This window comes from Treponema sp. C6A8, from assembly GCF_000619925.1.
Taxonomy (GTDB): Bacteria; Spirochaetota; Spirochaetia; order Treponematales; family Treponemataceae; genus Treponema_D.
The window spans coordinates 59,572-76,937 of sequence record NZ_JHVB01000011.1 but is presented as its reverse complement, the minus strand read 5'-3'; the positions used below and the strand labels follow the sequence as shown (position 1 = coordinate 76,937).

The 17,366-nt window shown below is 44.7% G+C and carries 13 protein-coding genes and 2 tRNA genes; 7 read left to right on the top strand and 8 right to left on the bottom strand.

The features are described 5' to 3' along the window. Positions 1-42: 42 nt before the first annotated feature. The 4 genes from T530_RS0110055 (at position 43) to T530_RS15005 (ending at position 2,576) form a co-directional block, all read left to right on the top strand. On the top strand, positions 43-1,284 hold the full coding sequence (locus tag T530_RS0110055; RefSeq protein WP_027728896.1) for an aminotransferase class V-fold PLP-dependent enzyme: 1,242 nt from the start codon (positions 43-45) through the stop codon (positions 1,282-1,284). 183 nt (positions 1,285-1,467) lie between these two features. After that, entirely contained in the window at positions 1,468-1,914 is a 447-nt protein-coding gene (sufU, locus tag T530_RS0110050; protein ID WP_027728895.1) for a Fe-S cluster assembly sulfur transfer protein SufU, read from the top strand. A 25-nt stretch (positions 1,915-1,939) separates the two neighbouring features. After that, positions 1,940-2,014: transfer RNA gene (locus T530_RS0110045), tRNA-Arg, on the top strand. 67 nt (positions 2,015-2,081) lie between these two features. Beyond that, positions 2,082-2,576 carry a nitroreductase family protein gene (locus T530_RS15005; RefSeq protein WP_197018267.1) on the top strand — a complete coding sequence of 165 codons (495 nt, stop codon included), beginning with the start codon at positions 2,082-2,084 and terminating at the stop codon, positions 2,574-2,576. Positions 2,577-2,588: 12 nt separating this feature from the next. Here the strand turns inward: T530_RS15005 and T530_RS15000 are convergent, their stop codons facing one another. The 6 genes from T530_RS15000 to T530_RS0110015 form a co-directional block, all read right to left on the bottom strand. Further along, a complete protein-coding gene (locus tag T530_RS15000) occupies positions 2,589-2,855 on the bottom strand; it encodes a zinc metallopeptidase (protein WP_256380942.1) in 267 nt (88 codons plus the stop codon). Between the two features lie 62 nt (positions 2,856-2,917). Beyond that, positions 2,918-2,999: transfer RNA gene (locus T530_RS0110035), tRNA-Leu, on the bottom strand. A gap of 80 nt (positions 3,000-3,079) precedes the next feature. After that, the gene (gene fusA / locus T530_RS0110030) at positions 3,080-5,128 is read right to left on the bottom strand and encodes an elongation factor G (RefSeq protein ID WP_027728893.1); all 2,049 of its coding nucleotides are present in this window, start codon (positions 5,126-5,128) and stop codon (positions 3,080-3,082) included. Between the two features lie 67 nt (positions 5,129-5,195). Then, complete coding sequence (locus T530_RS0110025; RefSeq protein ID WP_027728892.1) at positions 5,196-7,403, bottom strand: polysaccharide deacetylase family protein; 2,208 nt, start codon at positions 7,401-7,403, stop codon at positions 5,196-5,198. After that, positions 7,400-7,642: a hypothetical protein gene (locus tag T530_RS0110020; RefSeq protein ID WP_009105768.1), complete on the bottom strand. Its 243-nt coding sequence runs from the start codon at positions 7,640-7,642 to the stop codon at positions 7,400-7,402. Before T530_RS0110020 ends, T530_RS0110025 begins: the two co-directional genes overlap by 4 nt. A gap of 14 nt (positions 7,643-7,656) precedes the next feature. Further along, positions 7,657-8,907 (bottom strand): M23 family metallopeptidase, encoded by a 1,251-nt coding sequence (locus tag T530_RS0110015; protein ID WP_027728891.1) that lies wholly within the window; start codon positions 8,905-8,907, stop codon positions 7,657-7,659. A 96-nt stretch (positions 8,908-9,003) separates the two neighbouring features. Between T530_RS0110015 and T530_RS0110010 the strand changes: the two genes are divergently transcribed. The 3 genes from T530_RS0110010 to T530_RS0110000 are packed head-to-tail and all read left to right on the top strand — an operon-like array spanning position 9,004 to position 13,656. Continuing rightward, a complete protein-coding gene (locus T530_RS0110010; RefSeq protein WP_027728890.1) occupies positions 9,004-10,881 on the top strand; it encodes a penicillin-binding protein in 1,878 nt (625 codons plus the stop codon). Then, positions 10,862-12,457: a motility associated factor glycosyltransferase family protein gene (locus T530_RS0110005; protein ID WP_027728889.1), complete on the top strand. Its 1,596-nt coding sequence runs from the start codon at positions 10,862-10,864 to the stop codon at positions 12,455-12,457. Before T530_RS0110010 ends, T530_RS0110005 begins: the two co-directional genes overlap by 20 nt. Positions 12,458-12,516: 59 nt before the next feature. Beyond that, a complete protein-coding gene (locus T530_RS0110000) occupies positions 12,517-13,656 on the top strand; it encodes a hypothetical protein (protein ID WP_027728888.1) in 1,140 nt (379 codons plus the stop codon). Positions 13,657-13,659: 3 nt separating this feature from the next. On the opposite strand, the gene T530_RS0109995 is transcribed toward T530_RS0110000, so the two are convergent. Beyond that, on the bottom strand, positions 13,660-15,552 hold the full coding sequence (locus T530_RS0109995; protein WP_027728887.1) for an ABC transporter ATP-binding protein: 1,893 nt from the start codon (positions 15,550-15,552) through the stop codon (positions 13,660-13,662). Between the two features lie 17 nt (positions 15,553-15,569). Then, positions 15,570-17,303 (bottom strand): ABC transporter ATP-binding protein, encoded by a 1,734-nt coding sequence (locus T530_RS14145; protein WP_371180457.1) that lies wholly within the window; start codon positions 17,301-17,303, stop codon positions 15,570-15,572. Positions 17,304-17,366: the final 63 nt, after the last annotated feature.

Here is a 17,366-nt window from a genome sequence, read left to right as displayed (position 1 = left end):
GCCGTCTAACCGCGGCAAATTAAAAAATATAAGGGCAAAACTATGAATAAATACAGAAAAGACTTTCCGTTTTTCAAAGCGATTGATGAAAAATCTTCCGTAGAAAACAAGGACCTGATATATTTTGACACTGCGGCAACTGCCCAGCGTCCCTTCATCGTATTGAATGCGATGACCCACTTTTATGCAACAGAAAATGCAAACCCACTCCGTGGACTTTATTCACTGAGTGAGCGCGCTACCCTTGCCTACGAAAATGCCCGCGAAACTACCGCAAAGTTCATCAATGCAAAGGAAGCGTCTGAAATTGTATTTACCCGTAATGCCTCAGAAAGCCTGAACCTTGTTGCTTACAGCTGGGGACTAAATAAGCTTAAAGCAGGCGACGAAATCTGCGTTACAATCATGGAGCACCACTCAAACATCGTTCCATGGCAGATGGTTTGCCAGAAAACCGGCGCAAAACTCGTATTCATGGAATGCGATAAAGAAAGCGGCGTAATCAGCGACGAAGAAATCAATTCTAAAATCAATTCCCGCACAAAAATTGTTTCTGTAGTCCACGTAAGTAATGTTCTTGGTGTTACAAACCCGGTAAAAAAGATTGCTGAGGTTGCTCACAAAAACGGAGCAATTATGATTGTAGACGGAGCCCAGTCTGCCCCTCACATTAAGGTTGACGTTCAGGACATGGACGCAGACTTTTTTGCAATGAGCGGACATAAGCTTGGCGGTCCTATGGGAATCGGTGCCCTCTACGGGAAAAAGGCCCTTCTTGAAGAAATGGATCCTTTCCTCCGCGGCGGCGAAATGATTGAATACGTTACCCGCGAGACTGCAACCTGGGCAGAAGTTCCCCACAAGTTTGAGGCAGGAACCGTAAGCGCAGGCGATGCCGTTGGTATGGCAGCCGCTATCCGCTACGTTCAGTCGGTAGGCCTTGACTACATAACAGAACACGACAACGCCCTCTGCTGCCGCCTTATTGACGGCATGAAGAAAATCCCTCATATTAACATCATAGGAAGTAAAGACGGAAACAAACGCTGCGGAATTGCAACTTTTACAATAGATGGCGTTCATCCTCACGACATTGCGACCCTTCTTAGTGAAGAACACATTGCCATTCGTGCAGGCCACCACTGCGCTCAGCCGCTAGGCCAGTATCTTGGTCAGACAGCTACAGCCCGTGCCAGCCTCTATTTTTACAACACCGAAGAAGAAGTCGACACCTTCCTTGAAAAAATCGCCCAGGTTAGGCATTGGGCTGGGTTTAGTGACTAGGTTACAGGTGCCAGGTTTTAGGTTATAGGAAGGAGGGGGAAGTCTCCCCCTCGCTACAGCCAGCAAGCTGTCTTCCGCTACCCCTTCGCCTAGGGGGACGCGGTACTTTCCCCCTAAAACCCCCTAACCCCCAAAAAACTCCCCAGAACTTAAAACCTAGAACCTGAACAAAAGGAGATACTCATGGATACAAAAGAACTTTACCGCGAAATACTAAATGAACATAACCTCAATCCCATTCACAAGCAGAATATGGAAAATCCTTCCTTCTGCCTTGAGGGTGTAAACCCAAGCTGCGGCGACCAGATTACCCTTCAGCTTAAAATGGAAGGCGATAAAATTACAGACGCAAGCTTTATCGGAAGCGGCTGTGCCGTAAGCCAGGCCTCTGCCGACATGATGGCAGACCTTGTAATCGGAAAAACAAAGGAAGAAGCACTCAAACTTGCAGATATATTTGACCGCATGATTAAAGGCAGCGTCACCGATGAAGAACTTGAAGAACTTGATGAGGCCGCAGCCCTTCAGGACATTTCCCACATGCCTGCCCGCGTAAAATGCGCAATGCTTGGCTGGAGAACTGTAAAAGAGATGCTGAGTGCACCATCTTCAAGTATTGAAACAAAATAATAAATATGATATATTATTTTTCCACGGCGCTATAGCTCAGCTGGATTAGAGCATCTGCCTTCTAAGCAGAGGGTCGGCGGTTCGAGCCCGTCTAGCGTCAAAAGACTTCCATAAACGGAAGTCTTTTTTTATATCTTTTTACAAATTCGGGGAGCAGAGTAATTAAAATGGATATATTACCAGAAATTCAAAACAGACGAAGCGTAAGAAAATATCAGCAAAAAGACGTTTCTGATGAACAGATAGAACTTCTTCTTAAGGCAGCTTCTTTAGCACCTTCTGGCTCAAACAAACAGCCCTGGGACTTTATTGTAGTACGTTCCGCAGAAATGAAAGAAAAAATCTGCATGGCTGATCATAATCAGAAATGGATGCTTACAGCGCCTGTATTTATTGTATGCGTGGGAAACGAAACATATCGTGGTGATGGTGATATGGAAAGGGTAATAAGGGACAGCTCAATTGCGGCTACTACACTACTCTTTCAGGCAGAACACATGGGACTTTCTGCCTGCTGGACAGGCTGGTTTACACAGGATGAAATGAAGCCTGTATTAAATCTTTCAGAAAATCACTATGTAACAGCTGTTATTACAATTGGCTATAGTGACACAAAACCTGCCGCTGTAAAACGTCGGGAACTTAAATATAAAGTAATCTGATAATTTCCAGACTTATCTTCTTCTGCGTCTGCTGTTTGTAATTAAAAGCAGACGCAGGAAGGACCCCACTGCAGAAAGGGCACTTGCGACATAAGTCATTGCAACAGCCATTAGAGGACCTAATCGTGAACCAAGGTTTGCCACAGGAACAAGACTACGTCTGAAAGAAAGTGGAAAATAACCTGTATTATGCTGAATTGCATGACCTGTCTCGTGTGCAGCAACTCCTACAGCAGCAATAGAAGAACTTGAATAGGTTGCATCGCTAAGGCTTAAAATCTTTATCTTATTATACCATAATCAGGTTAAAATAAAAAAGGCAGTCATTTCTGACTGCCTTTTGCGGAGGAGCCGACTTGAACGGCCACGACTTACGCCACAAGCACCTCAAGCTTGCGTGTCTACCAATTCCACCACCCCCGCGGAATGTGATATTAAATATATAGAAAACGTGAAAAAGTGTCAATAGCATTTATCACGATTTTCTAAATATTTTTATTTTTTTAGAAGCTTCCTAAGCCTCCAACCTTCTCCTGGAAGTGGCTGAATTCCATACTGAAGCTTGCACGTCCCTGAGTTGCAGAACGAAGGTTTGTAGAGAATCCGAACATCTTTGCCATTGGAGCCTGAGCGTGAATAATATCACCTGTAGATTTTGAATCCTGTCCCATAATGTTTCCGCCGCGCTGTGAAAGCTGGCTTGAAGCAGGTCCTACGAACTCTTTTGGACATGAAATATCAACGTTCATAACTGGTTCAAGAATAATAGGATTAGCGGCTGTACAAGCCTTATCAAAAACCTGGGCAGCACATGCTTCAAAGGCAAATGTAGAAGATGTAAGTTCATTGTAATCAATTTTTGTTACTTTTACGGCAACGTCTGTACAAGGATAGCCGTATTTAATACCTGAATTAAGGGCACTTTCAAAGCCGTTCTTAATTGAATCAAAGATTTCATCAGGGATATTGCCCTGCTTAACTTCATTAACAAAGAGGTTTCCGCTACCCTGCTCGCGCTGCTCAACAGTAATTGTAAGGCCGGCTGTATTTTCTTTTCCTGCAAGAACACGGCTGAACTCTTCTGAAGCAGTAGCAGAACCGCTTACAGATTCGCGGTAAGTTACCTGAGGAGCACCTACGTTGCATTTTACGCCAAAATCATCGCGCATGCGGGTAACAAGAACATCAAGGTGAAGTTCTCCCATACCGCTGATGATAAGCTGACCGGTTTCTGCATCTTCATGACTTGTAAAGGTTGGGTCTTCGCGGCTAAGGATTTCCAGAGTTTCGTTCATCTTGTCGCGTTCACTCATACTTTCCGGCTCAAGGGCAACAGAAATTACAGGCTGAGGGAACTTAGGCTGTTCCAGCAATACAGGGAAAGCCTCAGAACCGATTGTATCACCTGTCTGGGCAAGCTTAAGACCGATAAATACGGCAATATCACCTGCACTGATTGAATCACAAGGCTCTGATTTATCTGCGTGCATACGCAAAATGCGGTTTACGCGCTCGCGCTTCTTTTTATTGATGTTGTAAATCTGAATACCGTTGGTAATTTTTCCCGAGTACATGCGGACATAGCAGAGAGGTCCCATTTCGCGGTCATACTGAATCTTAAATACAAGACCAAGGGCCATTTTTGAAGGGTCGCAAGGAACTTCAACATCTTCCTGGGCATCCTTCTTTACGCGAAGTCCTTTTGCAGCAGGAACGTCAGTTGGACAAGGGAGATAGTCGATTACGGCATCAATCAAAGGCTGAACACCCTGATTATGGCGGGCAGACCCCATTACAAAAGGCACATAAGCACGGCCGATTGTACCCTTGCGGATAGCCTTTTTAAGCTGTTCAACAGAAATTTCTCCGCCTTCAAGGTAGATTTCCATAAGCTCATCATCGCTGCCAGCAACAGTTTCAACTAATTTTTCACGCCATTCCTGAGCCTGAGCCAGGCGGGATGAATCAATATCACTTTCTACTACGTTTTCGCCTTCATCACCTTCAAAGCGAAGTTCTTTCATCTTAAGAAGGTCGATTACGCCTTCAAAATCAGCGCCCTCTCCGATTGGAATCTGAAGGGCAAGAGTTTCTACTCCAAACTTATTGTGTACGTCTTCCATTGAGCCGAAAAAGTCAGCACCAATGCGGTCCATCTTGTTCATAAAACAAAGGCGTGGAACGGCAAACTCATCAGCCTGCTTCCATACAGTTTCTGTCTGAGGCTGAACACCGTCAACCGCGCAGATTACTGCAACCGCGCCGTCCAAAACACGGAGGGAACGTTCAACTTCTGCTGTAAAGTCTACGTGACCCGGAGTATCGATAATGTTTATCTGATAATTTTTCCAGTAAGTTGTTGTGGCAGCTGAACAGATTGTAATACCACGTTCCTGCTCCTGAGCCATCCAGTCCATTGTTGCCTGACCGTCATCAATCTCGCCGATTTTGTGAATTTTTCCAGTATAATAAAGAATACGTTCTGTTGTTGTTGTTTTTCCGGCATCAATATGCGCCATAATGCCGATGTTGCGCATTTTGTCTAAAGACATGATTGGTCTCCAAAATTAAAAAGTGTGCAAATATTTTAGCGGATTTTATCAAGTTAATAAATATAGGCTACAATTTCTCAAGCTCTACAATCTCGTAACCTGCATCCAGAAGCGAACTTATAAGCAGGTCCATATGGGCGTAAAGAGGGTCTTCGTGAATGCCGGTCGAATAGCCGATTGAAACCGGGATAATTCCGTAATTTGCGAATTTCAAAATCGAATTATACTCGTTTATCAGCATTTCGGGATTGATGGTCTGAATGTCGGTATCTGAATACTTGAAATTGTTGTTCACATAAGAGTAGCCGGCAAGCTTTCCGTATTCCTTGATTGCGTCGGTAACCTTGTAATCTGGAGCGTGCCAGTACAGGTTCAGCTCGGTGCCGGTTACGTAATAGAACTCATCTTCATTGCGGGCAAGACCTCGGCGGATAAAATCTTCTGTCATTGCAAAGCCAGGGGCAGTCAGGTCGGAAGTTGTAAAGAACATTGAAGCGCATTTCTGACCGTTCTGGACAATCTGCTTTGTCTCAAGAGGATAGCGGCGGATAAATTCTCCGTTGATGAAGAAAGTTCCCTTTACATTGTATTTTTTAAGGGCCGAAAGAACCGGAGTAAGACCGTCTGAATTGTCATAGGCATCGAAAATCAGGGCAACCTTCTTTTTGGCAGGCTGTTTTTCTACGCTCATAGGATAAACGGGCTTGGTAACTGCGCTGGCGCTCAAAGTTCTGATATAAAGGGCGTTTTCATAGCGGGGATTCTGGGTTGAGCCCGCAAAAACACGGTAACGTCCGTTCTGAGCAACTGCATTAATTCTTGCAGGGGTTGCAGCAGGCGACCAGGTGCCGTTTGCCACGTTAAAGCGGTAATAGGAACCGCCGCTCACACTGGCATAAATCTGATTATCGTCGCCATACCAGTAGCAGTCCTTGGCGCTTGAAAGGCTGATTGTTTCTGCGTTGTTGGAAAGCAGGTTCCAGAGGCGAAGGCGCTGAGTACCGCCGGCATAAAGCTGATTTCGGTCAAGCCAGACAAGACTTGTTACCTTCTCACCATCCAGTTCCGCGATGCACTGCCATGAGTTTACGTCGTAAATGTAAATGTCATTTTCTGAAAAAACTGCCACGCGGCTGCCGTCCGGAGAAAGGCAGGGACGTCCTGAATCAGAAATTTCAAGAACAAGCTTTGGCTGGGCGCCAAGGCGGTAAACTGCGCCCTTTTCTACACTGCCGGCATAGGGAAGTTTTTCCTGCCACAAAACAGGATTCTGATTTTTATCCCAGAAAACATAAGTTTCCTTCAGGGATGCAGAAGAATCTGTATAAGGGCGGGAAAAAATTACGTCCAGATAGTCGCAGGAAAGACTCTGAATTGTCAGATAAGAGAATATCTTTTTATTCTGAACTGTTACAATCGAAGTTACGTCTCTATTTGCGTAGAACTTGTCAGAAAGAGGATTAAAGCGGGATGGAAGGCGGCCGATTGCCTTTCCCTGTCCGATGATTCCGGCATAAAGTCCGACTGTGTACATTTCCTTTGTGCTGATTCTGTAAAGAAGATAGTCATCGATATAGGCAAGGAATTTTTCTGAGCCCCAGCTTACGCTGTTGATTGTACCGCGCCCGATTTTTCTGAAGCGCTCTTCAATTTCAACGCCGCGGGACAAAGCCTCGGGATTGCAGAAATAAACTGCGCCGTTTTTCTCATAAACAAGAAGGCTGCTGTCAGGCGACCACTTTACGGGAAGAGACTCATAGGAATTAAGAACTTTGTCGGCAAGAAGTATGCGCTGGCCGTCAGAAGTACGTTCCACTACAAGGCGGCCTGAGCAGATTTCAGTTTTTTCGATTTTGCAGAACCACTTTCCGTCAGGGCTTGCCTGATAGGGAGCGGTCGGCATTACATTTTCCGGCAAGCCTGCAATCTTTTTTACCCACTTAAGCCTGTCGTTTTTTCGGTCATAGCGGGCGGTACCAAAACGGTTTCTGATTTGAAGGATATTTCCCCCGTCCAGAAGCTCCATTTGTTCAGGGTAATAGGTTATAAGCTCGGGCTGAACCGGCACTTCTCCGTTTTTGATTTTTGAATAAAAAAGTGATGTATAATTTGCTGAGCCAAGGGCATTCTGGCTAACAGTGAATAAGAGTTCATCATTCTGATTTATATCGCTTTTTTCAAAGGAAATATTTGCAAAAAGGCCTTGTAGCGGTAAAACCGAAAAAGCCGACAGTAAAATGCCGGCAAAAACGCTTGTACTTTTTTTATTCATCATCTGTGCATCTCCGCGCTTAAAACTAAAACAGAAAGTTCCTTTTCCAAATCGTTCAGCTGATTTTCCATCTGTCTGAGCTGGCGTTTGCGGTTTTCTTCCTGCTGGCGTAAAAACTCAAGATAACGCAGGTTGGCAGAAGTTTTTTCATTTCTTCTGATTCTGGAATGACCGCACCAGGGGCAGTACAAGAATGTAGAATCAATAAGTTTTCCGCAGTCTTTGCAAATCTCCTTTTTCATTTTCAGCCTCCCGTTTATTTCAGAACCGTCATCGGGTTCACCATTTTTCCATTTTTATAAACCGTAAAATGCAGGTGAGGTCCGGTTGAATATCCGGTTGAACCTACAAGACCGATTCTTGTTCCCTGACTTACCCACTGACCTTTAGAAGCAATGATTTTTGACATATGGGCGTAAAGGGTCTGATAACCGTTTCCGTGATCAATAATTACATAATTTCCGTAAACACGGTTAATTCCAGTTGTGATGACTTTTCCACTCATTGAAGCAAGGATTGGAGTTCCTGTCGGACAAGCCATATCAGTTCCAGTGTGGAAAGAGCGAACATGGGCAATAGGATCTTCACGCCAGCCGTAAGGAGAGCTCCAGCGGAAGCGGGCAGCAATCGGCATGATGAAGCGGTCGCCCATCGCAGTTTTTAAAGTCTGCTGATCAAGTGAAGCGCCCGGTAAAAAGAGCTGCTGCCCTGCGTGAAGAACTTCGCTTGAAAGGTCATTTACATCCAGAAGCTGCTTGAGATCGATTTTATTTTTTTCTACGATGCTGTTGATTGAATCGCCGCCCTTTACAGTGTAAATAATTCCGTCGATGCTTGGGATTTTGAGTTTCTGTCCTGCGGCAAGCTGACGAACATTACTGATATCGTTTACGGAAATAAGGGTCGAAACATTTGTAAGTCCGAACCTGCGGGCAATACCGCCGATTGTATCTCCGCTCTGAACCTTGTAAGTCTGATAAGTTACAGGTGAAGTATAGTTTGCGCGAAGTGGAATTGCAGCCTCGGCAATTTTTCCGCTTTCATCAATTTCCTGCTGAACCTCGAGGGCAAAATCAGACATAAGCTGATTGAGTTTTTCTATGCTGATTTCATCAGTCTTCTGAATTGAAAGTGGGCCTGTAAAATTATTGAAATAATTATAGGCTCGGAAGCCGCCCACAGCCATCATCACAAGAAGGATAGAGAAAAGGATTATCTTTGAAATGCGGACTGAGTTTTCAAAAAGAAGCTGGATAAACTCAGAAACGGCGCGTCCTGTTTCCATCAAAAAGATGTGAAGGTTAAAAGGACCTGAAACAGTCTTTACTGCAAAGGTTTTAAGTTCTGTCGGATAAATTTCACGGCGGCGCATACTTCCACCCATAGGTGAAAAAGCTCCCATGCGAAAATAAGAACCTTCGCTGCTTTCACGTCCACTTTTTGAAAACAAAGGAAGATTAAACTTTCTGACAGCAGGCTTATCCTGTACAAAACTTATTATTTCCATAAATCCAATATCGGAAAATTACAGAATTTGTTTAGAATAAATGGAATTTTTCGCTGATTCGTTATATAGTAGAAAGTGGGCGGGAATAATCCTTTTATGAATGATTTCTTCAAGAAAAAACAGACAGTTTTCTTTTTTATCTGCTGCGGACTCTGCATTGCTGCAATTTTAATCCGTTATGCAAAGCTTGCCATGCTGCCTGTAAGCGCTTCAAACCCGGCGCGAGAAATCGTTGAACGCGGCTCAATTGTAGACCGCTCTGGCTTCCCCCTTGCAGTTCAGACAAATTTCTATCACGTGGGCGTAACTCTGAGAAATATCCGCGACAATAAAAAAATAAAGGATGCCTTTATAAGTGACGTAGCTCCCATCCTTGATATGAACGAAAGCCAGCTCAACGAACTTTTGAGCACAAAAAAAAGCTTTGTCTATCTTAAGAAAAAGATAGTTCAGACTGAATACGAAGCCCTTAAAAATATCACCGAAGATAAAAATTACAATTTTGTAAGCTACGAAAAGATTCCGGGCCGCAACTACCCTAACCACGCCCTTGCTTCCCAGCTTATCGGTTATATGGGAAATGACGGAAAGGGACTTGCGGGCATTGAATTCAGCCAGCAGAAGATTTTGCAGCCTGATATTTCTGAAGACCCAGCCCAGCAGGAACAGGGAAGAAACATTTACCTTACAATTGACGCAAACCTTCAGTACAAGCTTGAACAGATTGCCTATAAAACAATCGCAAATACTCAGGCAGAAAGCATGATGCTTGTAGCGGCAGACTGTACCACAGGCGAAATCCTTTCTTATATCAGCCTTCCTTCTGTTGATTTGAACGAATACGGCGAATCCACAGAAGAAAGCCGCATGGACCGCCCGGCAATGTATTCTTACGAACCTGGTTCTGTATTTAAGATTTTTACAGTGGGAATTGCCTACGACCAGCACGTAATCAGCCCTAACGACAGTTTTTTGTGCGACGGTGTTTACGAAAAAAAGCTTACCAGTGGAGAACGCATCCGTATCAAATGTCTTGAACACCACGGCTGGTGTACTCCCCGTGACGCCCTCCGCTTCTCCTGCAACGATGCCCTGGGGCAGATTGCAGACCGCGTTTACGATGATGACTTTATTGCCCGCATCCGCCAGCTGGGCTTTGGCACAAAAACAGGCGTAGAACTTCCCGGCGAAACAAGCGGCGTTGTAAAAGACACAGACAGCAAGAGCTGGTCGGCACGTTCAAAGCCTACAATCGCAATCGGACAGGAAATTACCGTTAGCGCCCTTCAGATGGTTCAGGCAGCCAGCGCAATTGCAAACGGCGGCCTTCCTGTTCAGCTGACCTTCATTCACAAGATTACAAACAAAGACGGAACCGTATTCTATGAGCACACTCCGGAATACAAAAGCCGCAATTTTTCCAAGGCAACCGCAGATTACGTTCTCAGTTGTATGGAAACCACAGCCACAACAGGTACAGGTTCCCGCGCCAACCTTCACGACGTCAGCATCGGTGTAAAAACCGGTACAGCCCAGATGGCTGACAAGGTTCACGGCGGCTATTCTACAACAGACTTCCTTTCAAACTGTATTTCAATCTTCCCGATTGAAAATCCTCAGATTGTGCTTTACATCGTCGTTACAAAGGCAAAGGGCGAAACCTACGCCGGACGTATCGTTGCCCCTGTAATTGCAGAGGCCGCCGACGTAATCATTGACCACCTTGGTATGAGCCGCGAAAATGCAGCTTCTTTTGAACATTCGGGCGTTATCAATATCCGCCAGAATCAGGCAGTCAGCATGGGCTCTTACGTTCCAAACCTTATCGGAAAGTCTAAAAAAGACCTTCTTCCTCTTATTACCCGAAAAGACGTTCATTTTATAATCAACGGAAGCGGATGGGTTACAAGCCAGAATCCAGCACCGGGAACTCCATTTTCGGAGGACATGGTAATTGAACTCAATCTGGAATAAAAATCTGGAATCTTTCCGCCGCCGCTTCCCAGCCCTTTTTGAAATGTGCAAAAAAGATATAAGCGCAATAAAAGATGAAGAGGGCAGCGCCGCATTAATTAGTTCTCTTAAGTGGGAAGTTTTAACGGCAAAAAACGGGGATATATCTGCAAGGGAAGGCGGCACTGCCCTGCACTCTCTCTATAATCCTTCCCGCGAAGCCTCAAACGCTGTAGCTCAGCCCGCAGTGGCAGAAAAGTCCAGCACGTTTTTTTACGGCTTTGGACTTGGCTGGCAGGTAATCGAGTTCTGCAAAAAATATCCGGAAAAAAAATTAGTGCTTTTAGAGCCAGACCTTTTACACCTGCTGGGAGCCCTTTGCATCCTTGACTGGAGCGCCGTTTTTGCTCAGGAGCAGCTTATTCTGGCTGTAGGTTGCCCTCAGGAAAGCGTACTTTCTTTAATAGAAGATTCTTCAAAAGTAAACGTCGGAGACACAGGCGTAAACGACACCTTCTTTTTTGACATTCCGGCCTTTACAAACCACGCAGCAGAATACTTTAACGATGTCCGCACAATCATAAAGAGAAACCAGCGTAAAAACGAAATTAATGCTGCAACCCTGAAAAAGTTCGGGAAACTCTGGGTAAGAAACAGCGTAAAAAATATTGCTCAGCTTAGCCGCTGCCAGGGCCTTGCGGGATTTAAGGACGCCGGCGGGGCACTGCCATTTTTGATTGTGGGAGCCGGGCCAAGTTTAGAAGGCATCCTTCCGCAGCTGGCAGAGCTTAAAAAGCGCATGGTAATCGTCTGCGTTGAAACGGCCCTGCACACACTTTTAAAAGCCGGCATTCAGCCCGATTTTATCATGCTTATGGATCCTCAGTTCTGGGCCTACCGACATATTGCAGGCTTATCAGCCCCGGAAGCTATTTTAATTACAGAAGTCAGCGCCTACCCCGCAGTTTTCCGCTTCCCATGCAAAAAAATAATGCTCTGCAAAAGCCAGTTCCCGGTGGGCCAGTATTTTGAAAAAAAGCTTTCCCTTGATTTAGGAGATTTAGGAACAGGCGGTTCAGTTGCCTCTGCAGCCTGGAACTTTGCATATTATTGCGGCGCCAAAACAATTTTCACGGCAGGCCTGGATTTAAGCTTCCCAGCAAAACAGACTCACATTAAAGGAAGCAGCGCAGAAGAGACCTTCCATACAAGGGCTCAGCGCACAAATACAGTAGAAAACTTTACGGCAGGACTTTTATTCGGTGCAAATGCCAGCCCTGCGGAAAACTATCTTGGCCAGCGTGTTACAACAGACAGCCGCATGAAGATGTTCGCCTGGTGGTTCGAAGCACGCCTTGCAAACTGTCCGGATACAAAAACTTTTACACTCTGCCCCCAGAGCATGAAAATTCCCGGCATTGAAGCCTGCGATTTACAGGCGGCATTAAAGCTGCCGGACATTACAGTTCAAAAAGAAGCCTTTCTTGCAGGAAAAATGCAGTCACCAGCATCAGAGCACAGCCTTAAAGCCATTTCAGATACCTTCCCTAACAGCGAGTTTTTCGAAGAAGCCCCTTTTCTGCGCCCATATTTTTAATTGACGCTTTTTAATTCTTTCTATATTATTCTCCAAACATTTTTTTCGGAGTTCCTTTTATGAAAAAATCACTTGCACTTATTTTTGCAGCTTCATCAGCCCTTCTTTTTGCAAAACCAGCAAATAAAGCCCTTGTTGGAATCGGGCTCGACCCGATTGAAAATCCAGTAAGTTTTGATAAAAACGGAGTTCATCAGGATACTGACGACCAGTTTGGCGGCGCTTACCTTTGGGGCGACATTATTCAGGGAAATAATTACATTACAGCAGCAGGAAAAATCTATTACAGACTTCATTCTGTTGCAGAAGGTGAAGAAGAACAGCAGAAATTAGAAATTAAACGCGCGTACATAAAAGTACGTCCTGCAGGAAATGATTTTTTTGAAATCGCCGGAGGAAAACTTTATTCATATTATCTTCCGGGCGGATATTTTTCTCTCGCAGAAATCTACACGGGAAATACCCGATGGGGAAAAACAGGCGTTGGCACTAAGTTTGATTACATGGGCTTTGGAGGCGGAATCGCGCTTCCTGTAACAGAAAGCTACGTTTCATTTAAGGAATCTTTCGCTCTTGCCGCCGCCCTTACCTACAATTTCAAAACTCTTTCAGAAAGCCTTCCTGTAGAACTGGGCTTTTCAGCTTTTGAAGATTTCAAAAACGAAGACTTTTCTTTTGCCGCTTCCCTTCAGTATTCACCGGACTGGACAGGCTTTATCTCCAAGTCAAAGTTCTTTGCCTCATATTCTTACGAAGCAGAAGCATACGTTGCAAGCAGCACTTTCAAAAATGTAAGCAATTACAATCAGGAAGAACTGAAAAAATGTCATCTTGCATCCATTAATTTCAGCTTTAATCTTGGAAATGTAGAAATTACCCAGGAAGCAGAAGCCGGTCATTCAAAAGAAGGCGACTACATTCCTCTTTATTCAGGAACTCAGACCCTCATACCGATTGTTGAACACGTAGCCTTTAAGCCACGCTTTTACTATTACGCTGCCCTTAATGAAAAAGACAGCGATTTGAGCCGCCAGACCTTTGCCTTTTATCCCCGCCTCTGGCTTACATTTGGAAAATGCACTGTATCGGCAGGAAGCATAATTACCTGCATGCAGGTTGGAACAAATAAAAAGAAGAAAACTCTTTCAGACTGGTACTGGGGCTACGAAGTTCCTCTTTATGCAACCTGGAAGTTCTAGCTTTTACTCATCTATCAGATTGCCGCTATACAAAAAGTGATAGCGGCCCTTCCGGGCAATCAGTTCTTCGTGGGTACCACGCTCAATTATTCTTCCCTGCTCAAGCACGATGATTTCATCGGCATTGCGCACGGTAGAAAGGCGGTGGGCAATTACAAAGGTTGTCCGCCCCTTCATAAGGCTGTCCATTCCCTTTTCAATCAAAGCTTCAGTTCGGGTATCAATAGAAGAAGTTGCTTCGTCCAGAATTAAAACCGGCGGATTTGCAACCGCAGCCCGTGCAATTGCCAGAAGCTGACGCTGACCCTGGCTCAAGGAAGCGCCGTCACCAGTAATCACAGTGTCGTAGCCGTTTTCCAGGTGGCGGATAAAGGAGTCGGCATTGGAAAGACGGGCCGCCTCATAAACCTGTAAATCACTCGCTTCAAGATTTCCGTAGCGGATATTTTCGCGGATAGTTCCAGTAAACAAATGAGTATTCTGCTGAACCATTCCCAGAGACTGTCGAAGGCTTGCCTTGCTTATCTGATTAATAGGAAAGCCGTCCAGCAAAATGCGACCGTAGCCTTCCGGAATATCATAAAAACGGGTAAGAAGATTTATTGTCGTAGTTTTACCAGAACCAGTCGAACCAACAAAAGCAATTTTCTGTCCCGGCTTTGCGTGAATGCACAAATCATGAAGGATTGTCTTTTCTGCCTTATAGCCGAAAGTTACGTGATCAAAAATCACCTCGCCTTTAAGACGGGTCAGGCTTCCGTCCACAGGATTTTTCCAGGCCCATTCGCCTGTTTTTGCAAAAGACTGAACAAGCTGCAGCTTTCCGTCAGAAGTTTTAGCGTCGTAGGCATTTACAAGAATAATTTTTCCTTCATCTACTTCAGCTTCTTCATCAATAATTGCAAAAATACGCTCAGCTCCGGCAAGGGCATTCAAAAGGCTTGTTGCCTGCTGGCTCATCATAGAGACAGGCTGGCTGAAGCTTCTTGTATACTGCAAAAAGGCTGCCACAGTACCCAAATCCATATGCCCCGAAATCACGCGGAAGGCCGCAACTACAGCAACAAGGGCATACTGGGCATGACTGAGATTATTCATCAAAGGGCCAAGAATACCGCCGAAAGTATTGGCAGAAGTTCCCGCCTTACAGAGTTCTTCATTTAGTTTTTCAAAGCGTTCGATAGCCCTGTCTTCATAATTAAAAACCTTGATAACCTTCTGGCCTTCAATCATTTCTTCTATAAAACCGTTAAGCTCTCCCATAGCCTTCTGATTTTTTCTGAAAGAAGATGCAGATTTTTTTCCAGTCCAGCCCGCAAGAAGGGTCATCAATGCCATAGTTACAATCATCACGGCCGTCAAAAGAGGAGACAGAACAAGCATCATGACAAAAACAGCGGTAACAGAAAGCACAGATGACAAAAGCTGGGGAACTGTATGGCTCATCATTTCGCGAAGAGCGTCAGTATCGTTTGTAAAGCGGGACATCAGTTCGCCGTGGGTATGTGAATCATAAAAACGAAGGGGAAGCTTCTGCAGCTTGTAAAACAAATCTTCACGAATATTCAAAAGAAGCCTTGTTCCAATAAAAATCATTACCCTCTGGTTTGCCCAGCTGGCAGAAACACCGCAGGCAAAAATAAACAGAACCTTTATAAGAAGCTGCTTAAAGGCTGAAAAATCAGGAGTCTGCTGTCCGATAAGCGGAATAATATAATCATTGATTGCAGGCTTTAAGATATAAGTTCCCGCAACCCCCGCAAGAGAGCTTATGCTTACAAAAAGAAAAACAAGAAGCCAGAGGGCTTTAAATTTTCCCATATAAGAGAGAATGCGGAAGAGTGTCTTTTTTGTATTTTTAGGCTTTGAAAAGCCCTTTGGTTTATGTGGTGGCAAGGGTGCGTCTCCTTAAATCAGTCTACAATGTCAGTGCCGTCTGGCCGCACCTGTTTCCTATCGGAAACATCAGGAACCATATCCGCGTCGCCGCTTCCCTGCTGCTGACTTTCATAAACTTCACGATAGATTTTATTGTCTCTTAAAAGTTCTTCGTGACTTCCAATTCCGTTTAATTTTCCTTCGTCCAGAACAAAAATCACGTCGGCATCTTTTACAGAAGAAATGCGCTGGGCAATGATGATTTTTGTAGTCTGAGGAGCAATATTTCTCAGCGAAGTTCGGATGCGGCCTTCAGTTGCCGTATCAACTGCGCTTGTACTGTCATCAAGAATTAAAATTTTCGGAGATTTCAAAAGGGCCCGGGCAATGCAAAGCCTCTGCTTCTGACCGCCGGAAACATTTACTCCCCCCTGCCCCAGCTCTGTATCATAGCCGTCAGGGAAAGCTTTTATGAAACTGTCTGCATCAGCTGCCTGGCAGGCCATTTCAATCTCTTTATCTGTGGCATCTGGATTTCCCCAGCGAAGATTCTCCTTAATGGTGCCCGAAAATAGCACGTTTTTCTGAAGAACGAGAGCTACTCCATCCCGCAGGGCCTTCAAATCATAGTTACGGACATCCTGGCCGCCTACAAAAATCATGCCGGAAAGGGCATCGTAAAGGCGGGGAATAAGGGAAATTAAAGTTGTCTTTGAAGATCCCGTTCCGCCGATAATTCCCACAACCTGTCCGCTTTCAATTTTAAAGGAAAGATTTTCAAGCACAAGATTATCATAGCGGTTATTGTAGCCAAAGCTTACGTCGCGGAATTCCACGCTGCCGTCCTTCAATTCTGTAACGGCATTCACAGCATCCGGGGATCTTATATCACTTTCTTCTGAAAGAACTTCCTTAATTCGTCCCACAGAAGCGCGAACCATAACAAGCGACACAAAAATCATTCCCAGCATCATAAGGGACATCAAAATCTGGGTAACATAGGCAAAAAAGCTGATAAGCTGGCCGGCGCTCATAGTACCAAATACAACCTTATGGCCGCCAAACCAGACCACAGCCGACATAGTAAGGTACATTACCAGCTGCATTAATGGAATCATCCAGATTATAATTTTTTCTGCCCGGTACTGGGCATTGCATAATTGGCCGGCAGCCTTTTCAAACTTCTTGAACTCAAATTCATCACGGACATAAGCCTTTACGATTCTTATTCCAACAAGATTTTCCTGAACGGAAGCGTTAAGCCCGTCGTAGGTTTTCATCATCTTCAAAAAGCGAGGATGAGCAAAAGTTGAAAGAAGAAGAATTGCCGCCGCAAGAAAAGGAATTGCAATCAGAAAAATTACGGCAAGTTCAGTGTTAATTCTAAATGCCATAAGACAGCCCGCAATCATCATAAAAGGAGAGCGGATGCAGATTCTTATCAGCATCTGATAAACGTTAGTGCACATTGTAATGTCAGTTGTAAGCCTTGTTACAAGGGAAGCCGTGCTGAACTTATCAAGATTGGAAAAAGAAAAGCCCTGAATTTTACAGTAAATCCGCTGACGAAGATTTTTTGCAAAGCCCTGGGAAGAGTAAGCCGCTAAAAAAGAACCCGCGCAGCCGAACAAAAGAGAAATAACGGCAAGTCCAACCATAAAAAGGCCGGTTTTAGTAACGTAAGGAATATCCCGCCCCGCAATCCCAATATCAATTATTTTTGCCATGATAAAAGGAATTGAAACTTCCATGCAGACTTCGCCAATCATGGAAAGAGGAGAAAGAAGGGTTGTCAGGGCATAGCGCTTCTGTAAGCCTTTCAGAAGATTAAC

Excerpts from the sequence above, each read along its gene's own strand:
- T530_RS0110000 (WP_027728888.1), top strand. The coding sequence starts at position 12,517 with ATGAAAAAATCACTTGCACTTATTTTTGCAGCTTCATCAGCCCTTCTT.
- T530_RS0110020 (WP_009105768.1), bottom strand. The coding sequence starts at position 7,642 with ATGAAAAAGGAGATTTGCAAAGACTGCGGAAAACTTATTGATTCTACA.
- T530_RS14145 (WP_371180457.1), bottom strand. The coding sequence starts at position 17,303 with ATGATTGGCGAAGTCTGCATGGAAGTTTCAATTCCTTTTATCATGGCA.
- T530_RS0110055 (WP_027728896.1), top strand. The coding sequence starts at position 43 with ATGAATAAATACAGAAAAGACTTTCCGTTTTTCAAAGCGATTGATGAA.
- fusA (WP_027728893.1), bottom strand. The coding sequence starts at position 5,128 with ATGTCTTTAGACAAAATGCGCAACATCGGCATTATGGCGCATATTGAT.
- T530_RS0110010 (WP_027728890.1), top strand. The coding sequence starts at position 9,004 with ATGAATGATTTCTTCAAGAAAAAACAGACAGTTTTCTTTTTTATCTGC.
- T530_RS0110025 (WP_027728892.1), bottom strand. The coding sequence starts at position 7,403 with ATGATGAATAAAAAAAGTACAAGCGTTTTTGCCGGCATTTTACTGTCG.
- T530_RS15005 (WP_197018267.1), top strand. The coding sequence starts at position 2,082 with ATGGATATATTACCAGAAATTCAAAACAGACGAAGCGTAAGAAAATAT.
- T530_RS0110015 (WP_027728891.1), bottom strand. The coding sequence starts at position 8,907 with ATGGAAATAATAAGTTTTGTACAGGATAAGCCTGCTGTCAGAAAGTTT.
- sufU (WP_027728895.1), top strand. The coding sequence starts at position 1,468 with ATGGATACAAAAGAACTTTACCGCGAAATACTAAATGAACATAACCTC.